10 protein-coding genes are annotated in these 9,063 nt (G+C 67.6%); 6 read left to right on the top strand and 4 right to left on the bottom strand.

Going from position 1 to position 9,063, the window contains the following annotated elements; all coding sequences use genetic code 11:
• Positions 1-731 (top strand): iron ABC transporter permease (locus tag G3N98_RS36330; RefSeq protein ID WP_206150823.1); only part of this gene is annotated, 731 nt, incomplete at its 5' end.
• 50 nt (positions 732-781) lie between these two features.
• Here G3N98_RS36330 and G3N98_RS36325 read toward each other — a convergent pair.
• Together G3N98_RS36325 and G3N98_RS36320 are read right to left on the bottom strand one after the other, a co-directional pair.
• Positions 782-2,158 (bottom strand): ATP-binding protein, encoded by a 1,377-nt coding sequence (locus G3N98_RS36325; RefSeq protein WP_206150822.1) that lies wholly within the window; start codon positions 2,156-2,158, stop codon positions 782-784.
• Positions 2,159-2,884, bottom strand: coding sequence for a response regulator (locus G3N98_RS36320; protein ID WP_089472565.1), 726 nt, complete (start codon positions 2,882-2,884; stop codon positions 2,159-2,161). It abuts the gene before it with no gap.
• 246 nt (positions 2,885-3,130) lie between these two features.
• Here G3N98_RS36320 and G3N98_RS36315 point away from each other — a divergent pair, with 246 nt between their 5' ends.
• From G3N98_RS36315 to G3N98_RS36305, 3 genes are all read left to right on the top strand, one after another.
• Positions 3,131-3,877 carry a MipA/OmpV family protein gene (locus G3N98_RS36315; RefSeq protein WP_206150821.1) on the top strand — a complete coding sequence of 249 codons (747 nt, stop codon included), beginning with the start codon at positions 3,131-3,133 and terminating at the stop codon, positions 3,875-3,877.
• A gap of 221 nt (positions 3,878-4,098) precedes the next feature.
• A complete protein-coding gene (locus G3N98_RS36310) occupies positions 4,099-4,428 on the top strand; it encodes a hypothetical protein (RefSeq protein WP_039347574.1) in 330 nt (109 codons plus the stop codon).
• A gap of 62 nt (positions 4,429-4,490) precedes the next feature.
• On the top strand, positions 4,491-5,012 hold the full coding sequence (locus G3N98_RS36305) for a hypothetical protein (protein ID WP_241026235.1): 522 nt from the start codon (positions 4,491-4,493) through the stop codon (positions 5,010-5,012).
• A gap of 31 nt (positions 5,013-5,043) precedes the next feature.
• Here G3N98_RS36305 and G3N98_RS36300 read toward each other — a convergent pair whose 3' ends face one another.
• Together G3N98_RS36300 and G3N98_RS36295 are read right to left on the bottom strand one after the other, a co-directional pair.
• The gene (locus tag G3N98_RS36300) at positions 5,044-6,267 is read right to left on the bottom strand and encodes a transglycosylase SLT domain-containing protein (protein ID WP_206150820.1); all 1,224 of its coding nucleotides are present in this window, start codon (positions 6,265-6,267) and stop codon (positions 5,044-5,046) included.
• Between the two features lie 405 nt (positions 6,268-6,672).
• Positions 6,673-7,833 (bottom strand): porin, encoded by a 1,161-nt coding sequence (locus G3N98_RS36295; protein ID WP_089472568.1) that lies wholly within the window; start codon positions 7,831-7,833, stop codon positions 6,673-6,675.
• Positions 7,834-8,399: 566 nt separating this feature from the next.
• Here G3N98_RS36295 and G3N98_RS36290 point away from each other — a divergent pair.
• Complete coding sequence (locus G3N98_RS36290; protein WP_089425105.1) at positions 8,400-8,909, top strand: sigma-70 family RNA polymerase sigma factor; 510 nt, start codon at positions 8,400-8,402, stop codon at positions 8,907-8,909.
• Between the two features lie 3 nt (positions 8,910-8,912).
• A partial coding sequence (locus G3N98_RS36285; protein WP_206150824.1) for a DUF4880 domain-containing protein occupies positions 8,913-9,063 on the top strand: 151 nt, incomplete at its 3' end.

Genomic DNA, 9,063 nt, shown 5'->3' with positions numbered 1-9,063 from the left:
TGGCCGATCCGCACCTGCTCGGCGTGAGCGCGGGGGCGATGCTCGGCGCCGTCGCGGTCACCGTGATGGCCGGTGCGGCGCTCGGCCCGTTCACGCTGTCGGCTGCCGCGTTCGCGGGCGCGCTCGCGGCGACCGCCTGCGTCGTCGCGCTCGCTTACCGGCGCGGCCGGCTCGAATCGGACCGGCTGCTGCTCGCGGGGGTATCGGTGTCGTTCATGATGGCCGCGTTCGGCAACCTGCTGCTGTATCTCGGCGACCAGCGCGCCGCGTCCTCCGTGCTGTTCTGGATGCTCGGCGGCGTCGGGCTGGCGCGCTGGGACCTGCTGCCGGTGCCGGCCGTCTGCACGGCGCTCGCCGGCGGCGCGTTGTACGCGCGCCGGCGCGAACTGAATGCGCTGATGTCGGGCGATGTTGCCGCGGCGGCGCTCGGCGTGCCGAGCGCGCGGCTGCGGCGCGAGGTGTTCGTCGTCGCGTCGTTCGCGACGGGCGCGATGGTGGCGGTGAGCGGGGCGATCGGCTTCGTCGGGCTCGTGACGCCGCATCTGTGCCGTCGTGTCGTCGGCGCCGAGCATGGCAGGCTGCTGCCGGTGGCCGCGCTGACGGGCGCGATCCTGCTCGTCTGGGCCGATGTGGCCGCCCGCACGCTCGCGGCGCCGGAGGATCTGCCGATCGGGATCGTGACCGCGATGTTCGGCAGCCTGTTCTTCGTCGCGCTGCTGCGCCGCCGCTGAGCGGCGCGCAGGTCAGGCGAGGGCGGCCGGGGCGCCGCCTGCCGCGCGCTTCATTGCCGCGGGAGGGCCATGCCGGTGCTGGCGCCGAATGCGTCGGCATGCGCGAGGGTAGCCGGCAAGTCGAACAGGTTGTCCGGCAGCGACAGCGCGGGCAGCGTGATCACGAAGCGTGCGCCGCCGAGCGGTGAATCCTCGAGCCGCACGTCACCGCCATGCACCTGCGCGACGCGCCGCACGATCGCGAGCCCGAGCCCGAAGCCGCCGGTCTGCCGGTCGCGGCTGGAGTCGAGCCGCTGGAACGGTTCGAACACGCGGGCGCGTTCGGCGGCCGGAATGCCGGGGCCATCGTCGTCGACGCTCAACACGAGCGCGCCGGACGCGTTGCGCTCGGCGGCGAGCAGCACCGTGCGCGAGGCGTAACGTGCGCCGTTGCGGATCAGGTTCAGCAATGCGCGGGCGACCAGCTTCGGGTCGCATACGTGGGTCGCGGGCGCGTCGAGGGCCGACACGTCGAGCGTGATGCCGCGATCGACGATGTCGTTCGCGACGTTGCCGGCGACGCTGTCGAGCAGCGCGTCGACGACGACTTCCATCGGCGCGAGCTGGCTTGCACCCTGTTCGAGCCGGCCGATCGTCAGCAGCTCGGTGACGAGCTCGTCGAGCTCGCGCACGTCGCGCCGCAGCGCGTCGCGGCGTTCGCGCATCCGGGCCGTTTCGTCAGGCTCGGCGAGCAGCGCGAGCCCGAATTCGAGCCGCGCGAGCGGCGTCTTCAGTTCGTGCGAGATGCCGTGCATCATTTCGCGCTGCTGCTTGATCGACGCCTCGATGCGCTCGGCCATGTCGTTGAACTGCTGCGACAGCTCGTAGATGTTCGACTTGCCGGACAGCTTCACGCGCGTCGACAGCGTACCGGCGCCGAATGCGCGGGCGGCTTCCTGCAGCCTGCGCAGGTCGCGCCAGTGATAGTGAATCCACAGCACCACCGCGAACAGCGTGCTGAGCGCGAGCAGCATGTACGCATAGATCCTGATGTCGAGGCTGAATGCCTCGATCGGCCGCGCATGCAGCACCGAACCATCCGCGAGCGGCATGTAGTAATCCTTGGCGTCGTAGCTGATCGCGATCAGGCCGGCGTCGAGATCGCGCAGCGGCTCGCCGCTCAATTGCGCGCGGGCGGTGGCTATCGGCATGAAGTCGAACCGTTCGTTGCCGTGCTTCGCGAGCTCGCGCAGCGCCACCTTGCGCTGCTCGCCCGGATGGCGTTCGAGGTAGTCGTTGAGCACGAACGCGTAGGTCGTCAACGCGTCGCGCTCCGCCTGCGCGCTGCGATCGTAGAAGATCCGGTCGAACGACAGCTGGATGAAGATGATCGACGCCGCGACGAACAGGATCACGACGAGGTACAGCCGAATCAATGGGCGGAGCATTTATTCGTCCCACGCGGAAGGGCTGAACAGGTAGCCGCGGCCCCAGATCGTCTTGATCTTGTGCGGCTCCGACGACGCATCCTCGAAGCGGCGGCGCAGCTTCGAGATGCCGGAATCGACCGAGCGGTCGAGTCCGTCGAACTCGATTCCGCGCAGCTGCTTCAGGATGTCGTCGCGGCTCAGCACGGTGCCGGCCGCGCGCGCGAGGATCAGCAGCAGGTTGAATTCGGCGGTCTTCAGGTCGACCGGCTCGCCGCGCCACGTGACGGTGCGGTTCGGCGGCGAGATCGCCAGTTCGCCGAACACGAGCGCTTCGGGCGCGGCCACCGGCGCTTCCGCGACGGCCGGCTGCGCGCGGCGCAGCAGCGCGCGGGCGCGGGCGACCAGCACGCGCGGTTCGATCGGCTTCGTCACGTAGTCGTCGGCGCCCGTCTCGAGGCCCGCGACCTGGTCGTAGACATCGAGGCGCGCGGTCAGGATCAGCACCGGGACGTTGGTGAACGCGCGGATGCGCCGGCAGACTTCCATGCCGTCGAGGTTCGGCAGCATCAGGTCGAGTATCACGAGGGCCGGCTGGTGCTCGCGCACCGCGGCGACGGCGAGGTCGCCGCGCCGGACGACCGTCACCGTGAATTCATAACCGTCGAGGTATTCGCGGACGAGCTGCGCCAGGCGGTCGTCGTCCTCGATCAGCAGTACGCGGTATTTGAGCGGATCTTCGTTCATGGTCTCGTCAATATGCACGCGCCGTTTCACACCGGGGCGAGCCCGTGCGCGGCGCGGCACGCGAATTCTATCCGGCGCATCGAAGGCCGGGGGAGCGGGGCGACAATCTCGAACAATCGAACACAATTGAGCACAGATTCCCCGAATATTCAGGACAGTCGCGGCGCGAGGCGACACCTAGACTGCGGGCTCCGTCACTTTTATCTCAATATTGTGCGCCCAATACTCCGCCGCTACCGCTATTGCATGCCGCTCGCCGGCCTGACCCTTGCCGCCGCCGCCCACGCGGAAAACCAGTATTCGCTGTCGCTGGGTGGCGGTATCGCGCCGCGCTACCCGGGCAGCAACCAGTCTCGCGGCGTCGTTGCGCCGGGGTTTTCCGCGAGGTTCGGCAATGGCTTCTTCATCGACAGCACCCAGGGCGCCGGTTACCGGCTGGACCTGCCGCACGGCGCGTTCGTGTCGGCGGCGGTGAGCTACGACCCGGGTCGCGCCGACGAGAACCGCCTAGACTTGCCTGGCTCCGACTACCTGAAGGGCATGGGCCGGGTTCCGGGCTCGGTGCTGGTCGGCGTGCGCGCGGGCGTGACGCTGTTCAACGCGGCGGAACTGAGCGTCACGATCGACTCACCCGTGACGCACACGTCGCGCGGCGTGTCGGGGCACATGGACCTTGCGGTGCCGGTGTTCAAGACCGCGCAGCACGAGATCATCGTGACGGGCACCGTGCATGCGGGCTCGGGGCGCTACACGCAGACGTTCTACGGCGTGACCGATGCGCAGTCGATGACGAGCCGGTTCCGGCCGTATTCGACGCGCGGCGGGATCGACAGCGCGTCGATGGCGCTCGCGTGGAACTGGACGCTCTCGCAGCACTGGTCGGTGCTCGCGACCGGTGGCGTGACGCGGCTGCTCGGCCGCTACGGCGACAGTCCGATCGTCCAGTCGCGCAGCAACTACTACGCCATCGCGGGCGCGACCTACAAGTTCTGAGCGAATCATCGCGGCACGCATCGTGTGGCGCAGCCGGCCTGCATGTGCCGTCACGCCGCGCGGCGTGCGGTAACATGCAGGCCGGCTTCGGCGGCAGGCCGAACCCGCGGCCGGGGACACGCGGAATCGGCGTGGCCCGGGCGCGCGGACCGAACATGCATGCAACGCCCGGTCGGCGGGAACGCCGCACAGGTTCTACCGGGCGCAACAGGGAGAATCCGATGAAGAAGACGATCGCGATGATGATGGCGCTGGTTGCGGGCGCAACGTTTGCGGGATGCACGGACATGAAAACGAAGAATGCGACCGCGGGCGGCATGGTGATGAACGGCGAGCCGGCACGCACGTCGCAGGCCTGCAAGGCGGACGCGGGGCCGGACGACGCGCTGGTCGGCAAGACCGAGGCCGATGCGGCGGCGCAACTGGACGGCTGCCTGTGGCGCGTGCTCGAGCGCGACGGCAAGTCGTTGCCGGGCACGATGGATTACCGGCAGGAACGCCGCAATCTCGGCATTCGCGACGGCAAGGTGATCTGGGTGCGGCGCGGGTGAGCGGTGTAGCCGGTGGCGGCGTGCGTGCGGGTATGCGCGTGAATGTGGTCGGCATGCGTGCGATGTCCGGGATTGCCGCGTTTGCGAGGCTGTCGACGCAGACCAGGGCAGGGGCCCGCGCGCTGACACTGGCGGCGCTGGGCGTGCTCGGCATGCTGGCCGGATGCGAACGACACGACGGCGCAGCATCGTCGGCGCGTCGCACCGTTTGCGTCACCGGCTATAACGAGTACACCCGCAAGCTTCACGAGTTCTGGCTCGACAATGAACACAAGTCGGGATGCTTCGGCAATCCGTCCGCGCGGGAAGCCGGTGAAGCCTTCGGCGGGGGCGGCGGGTTCGCCTGTGGCTGCAAGGTCGCGCCGGGGCAAACAGTGAAGCTCGCGTGGGTGTTCGCGCAACCGCTGGACGAGATCGAGCGTGGCGTCGCGGCGGAACACAAGACGATCGACGTGACGATTCCGCAGCCGGAATCGTCGACGTCGCGCTATTTGCGCGTGTATTTCAGGAAGAACGGCACGGCCGAGCTGCAATGGGTGGACGACATGAACGCGCCCAAGCTGCCGCCGACCGTGGCGCAATGATCGCCGCGCGACGCGTGCGATCGGCGGTGCGCTACTTCGAGATGTACCACAGCGCATCCGCGCTGGCGCGCGACGGCTGAGCGGCTGCAGCGGGCACCTGGGCCGGCGCGGGCGGCGGCGTGTTCGACGTGATCGCGGTCGGCAGCGTGGCCGGAATGTTCGCGGTCGACGGCGAGGCCGCCGCGGTTCCCGACGTCGAAGGCGTATTCACGTACCACAGCGCATCGGCCGACGCCGTGCGTTTTGCCGCGGTCGTTGCCGCCGCCGGATTGGCTGCCGTACTCGTCGCCGCATTCGCCGACTTTTTCGCCCCGGCGGCCGCCGCCGCGCCCCCCGTCCCGGCCTGCGCCGTCATCCCGGCGCCATTGCCCGCGCTACGCTGCGCGCGCGCCTCGAACGGCCCGAGCTGGAAGATCAACGTTTGCGCGGGTCGCGTCAGGACGGCATACGGAAACTGCAGCTCCCACGACATCAGCACGCGCCCGGACGACGTCTCGGTGAAGATCGCCGGCACGTGCTTCATGTCGCTGAACTGCACGTAGATCCGTGCGCCGTCGTCGAAGACCTGGGTCGGCTTCGCCTGGTCCGCCCCCGTGACCGTCCATCCGAAGTTGTACGAGCCGGCCGGGCCGGCGGGGCCGCCCTGCGGCGGCGGAGGCGGCGGAGCCGACGAAATCGTGCGCGGACGCGTGACCTGCTGCGGGGCGGACACGCTCAGGCTCGCGAACGGGTTGTACGCCTGGGCCTGTTGCGGCGGCGTAAAGGACGGTGGAAGGATGGGCATGGGAGTATCCGGCGAATCCGGCATGGTCCGGATTGCATCATAGACCTTGCGCGCATACGCGAGGCGCTTGTCGGGCGAGGCGGAGTTGTACGCGCCGATCGCGTTCCAGTTGGCGCCGAGCTGGCGAATGTTCTGCGACAGGATCCACGCGCCGACGTACGCGTTCGTGCAGGCATCGAACAGGCTCTCCCGCGTGATGCCTTCGCGCGCGAGCGTCGGCAGCCAGGTGCTGTTGATCTGCATCAGGCCGATGTCGACCGTGCCGTTCGTGTTGGTGTTGACGGCGCTCGGATTCATGCCCGACTCGACCTGCGCGATGCCGCGCATCAGGCTGACGCTCACGTGCTGGAACGCGGCCGCGTCGTCGAGGCAATCGGCCCGCGCGACACCGGCGAGCGCGCACGACAGCGCAATCGTCGCGGCGATTTTCAGCGTATCTCGGCTGATCGAACGGGTTGTCTGACGCGGCATGGCAGGATGGGGCGGAAACCGGCCGCCCGGTGCAAGGAAATTACGCAGACGCGAAGTGTGCCATAGCGCGCACGCAAATGGCTCACGTCAAACTTTCCTTTGCATTTGCCCCATGCGTTCGCCACGCATTTTTATCGCGTCGGATCACGCGGTTCGGCGAAGCATTATCGGTAAAAATGGCCGGATTTTCGCGCGAATACCAGCGTAATGGCGGGGCCGGAATACTGACGCGTCGCGTCATTTACTCGCGGAAATCGGTGCTGAATCGAACCGGATGGAAATCGCGCTGAAGTCGATATCCGGGATGAGAAGGGAAGGGCGATTCAAAAGCAACGGCGGCCGAAGCCGCCGTATCGGTGAAAGCGCACCCGAGCGGCCGCGCGGCGCGCAGCCGGCCGTTTCGCATCAGAAGCGGTGACGCAGGCCGAGGTTGACCATCGTCTGCGAGCTCGTGCCCGCATAGCCGTACGAACCGATCGACGCCTGCGCGGCCATCGAGCCGCCCTGGCCGTCGCCGGTCTGGCCGCTGGCGTGCTGGTATGCGGCGCTCAGGTAGACGTCGGTGCGCTTCGACAGGGTGTAGTCCGCGCCGGCCGATACCTGGTGATAGGTGGCCGACGTGTCGCCGCCCGAGCGCGTATAGCTGTAGCCGACGCCGACCAGCAATGCGTTCGTTGCCTGGTAGTTCACGAATCCTTGCCCCGTGTTGTAGTGCTCGTTCGAGCCGAACACCGAGCTGCCATCGCGGCGGTACTGCGCGTTGCTGTAGCCGAGGCCGACCGTGAACGGGCCGGCGACGTACTGGCCCGCGATGCGAGCGATGCCGATCGAATGCGCGCTCGCATAGCCGCTGTTGACCGGGCCGTCGAACGTGCCGTCCGACGAGCTGGTCCAGCCGGTGCGCTGCGTGTTCGACGCGGGGCTGTTGGTCGTGTGGAAGTAGCCGCCCGCGACGCTGAACGGCCCGTTGCTGTACGACACGGCGGCCGAATACGAATTCGCGGCGCCGGTGCTGCCGGCGATGCCGCCGAACGAGTACATCGCCGAGAACTGCAAACCCGAATAGACGGCCGACGTGTACTTCACCGCGTTGTCGACGCGGAAGCTGTTGTCGTAGTTGTCGACGTCGCCCGCCGTCGCGAACACGCTGCCCAGATAGTTGTCGGCGGTGATGCCTTGCACGAGATCGACGAGCGGATCGTACTGGCGGCCGAACGTGAGCGTGCCGTAGCGGTCGCTCGTCAGGCCGACGAACGCCTGCCGGCCGAACAGGCGGCCGCCCTGGCCCATCCGGCCGTTGCTCGGGTCGAAGCCGTTCTCGAGCTGGAACAGCGCCTTGAGCCCGCCGCCGAGATCCTCGGTGCCTTTCACGCCCCAGCGGCTGCCGGCCAGGTTGCCCGCGCTGCTGTTGCCGAGCATCCACGCATTGTCCTTGCCCTGCGCATGGTTCACGTAGGTGATCGACGTGTCGATCACGCCATACAGCGTGACGCTCGACTGCGCCTGCGCGACGGGTATCGCCGCGAATGACGCGACGGAAATCAGCGAGAGGGTCGTGCGTTTCATTGTCATCTCCTTGCGCATTGGCTTGTGTGCGTGATCCGGAATGGCAGGAGACTACCGAGCCCGATTAAAACGGCAAAAATGAAATTCTCTTTTGTGGCCTGACGCAGACAGGGATGTCCTCCGATTACCGCGATCGAGGGATTTGAATTGTTGAAAATCGCGTATCAATCGATTGGCATTTCGCGATTTGGCCATTGCGGCTTGCATATCTCGCGATAATTTCGGGCATTTCGCGGAGGAATCGGGATGGCCGGGATATTGTTATCGATCCGTCAAATAATTATTGAATGAATCGAATTGGCCCGGGGGTAATGAATGTGTTAATTACGCGGCGCGTGCGGCCGGCGACGGCCTCACGGTTGGGTGACCGATTCCTCATCACGGGTACTGCGCGTGTGGAACGTCGTGCGTGTGTCACGCCGGCGTGACCGACAGCACCGCGCCGCCCGCCCCAGCGCAGCCACCACCCCCCGCGCACCGAAACGCCGGTCGCCGATCTGGTTTTGTATATAATAATCATTCTCATTTACAAAATCGTTGACGCCTGCGCCTCCCGGAACCCGGCCATGTCTGCTGACAAGCTGTCTCTCCATCGAGAAATCGACGCCCTCTACACCGGCCACCACGCGTGGCTGCGCGGCTGGTTGAGCCGGAAGCTCGGTTGCGCGCACCGCGCGGCCGATCTCGCGCATGACACGTTCATGCGCCTGCTTGCGCGCGACGAGCCGATCGGCGCCGACGAGCCGCGCGCGTTCCTGACGACGGTCGCGCAGCGCGTGCTGAGCAACCACTGGCGGCGCGAGCAGATCGAGCGCGCGTATCTCGATGCGCTCGCACTGCGCCCCGAAGCGCATGCGCCGTCGCCGGAGGAGCGGGCCGTCGTGCTCGAGACGCTGCTCGAAATCGACCGGCTGCTCGACGGCCTGCCGCTCGCGGCGAAGCGGGCGTTCCTGCTCGCGCAGCTCGACGGGCTCACGCAGGCCGAGATCGCGCGCGAACTCGGCGTGTCGCTGGCGACGGTGAAACGCTATCTCGTGAAGGCCGGCACGCAGTGCTTCTTCGCGATGGCGGCCTGACCGATGGCCGCCCCGGGAGCGCCGGCGGTGCCGCCGCAAGTGGCGCGGCGCGCGGTGGAATGGTGGGTCGACCGGCAGGCCGGCCGTACCGACGAAGCGTTCGATGCCGCGCTCGCGCGCTGGCGCGCCGAGGATCCGGCGCACGACGCGGCAA

The organism is Burkholderia sp. Tr-20390 (assembly GCF_017104595.1).
Lineage (GTDB): Bacteria > Pseudomonadota > Gammaproteobacteria > Burkholderiales > Burkholderiaceae > Burkholderia.
Note: the sequence above shows the minus strand (reverse complement) of the source record. Positions and strands in the feature narration are given on the sequence as shown.

Coding starts and splice junctions, on each gene's coding strand:
- G3N98_RS36300 (WP_206150820.1), bottom strand. CDS start 6,267: ATGCCGCGTCAGACAACCCGTTCGATCAGCCGAGATACGCTGAAAATC.
- G3N98_RS36290 (WP_089425105.1), top strand. CDS start 8,400: ATGTCTGCTGACAAGCTGTCTCTCCATCGAGAAATCGACGCCCTCTAC.
- G3N98_RS36325 (WP_206150822.1), bottom strand. CDS start 2,158: ATGCTCCGCCCATTGATTCGGCTGTACCTCGTCGTGATCCTGTTCGTC.
- G3N98_RS36305 (WP_241026235.1), top strand. CDS start 4,491: ATGTCCGGGATTGCCGCGTTTGCGAGGCTGTCGACGCAGACCAGGGCA.
- G3N98_RS36315 (WP_206150821.1), top strand. CDS start 3,131: ATGCCGCTCGCCGGCCTGACCCTTGCCGCCGCCGCCCACGCGGAAAAC.
- G3N98_RS36310 (WP_039347574.1), top strand. CDS start 4,099: ATGAAGAAGACGATCGCGATGATGATGGCGCTGGTTGCGGGCGCAACG.
- G3N98_RS36320 (WP_089472565.1), bottom strand. CDS start 2,884: ATGAACGAAGATCCGCTCAAATACCGCGTACTGCTGATCGAGGACGAC.
- G3N98_RS36295 (WP_089472568.1), bottom strand. CDS start 7,833: ATGAAACGCACGACCCTCTCGCTGATTTCCGTCGCGTCATTCGCGGCG.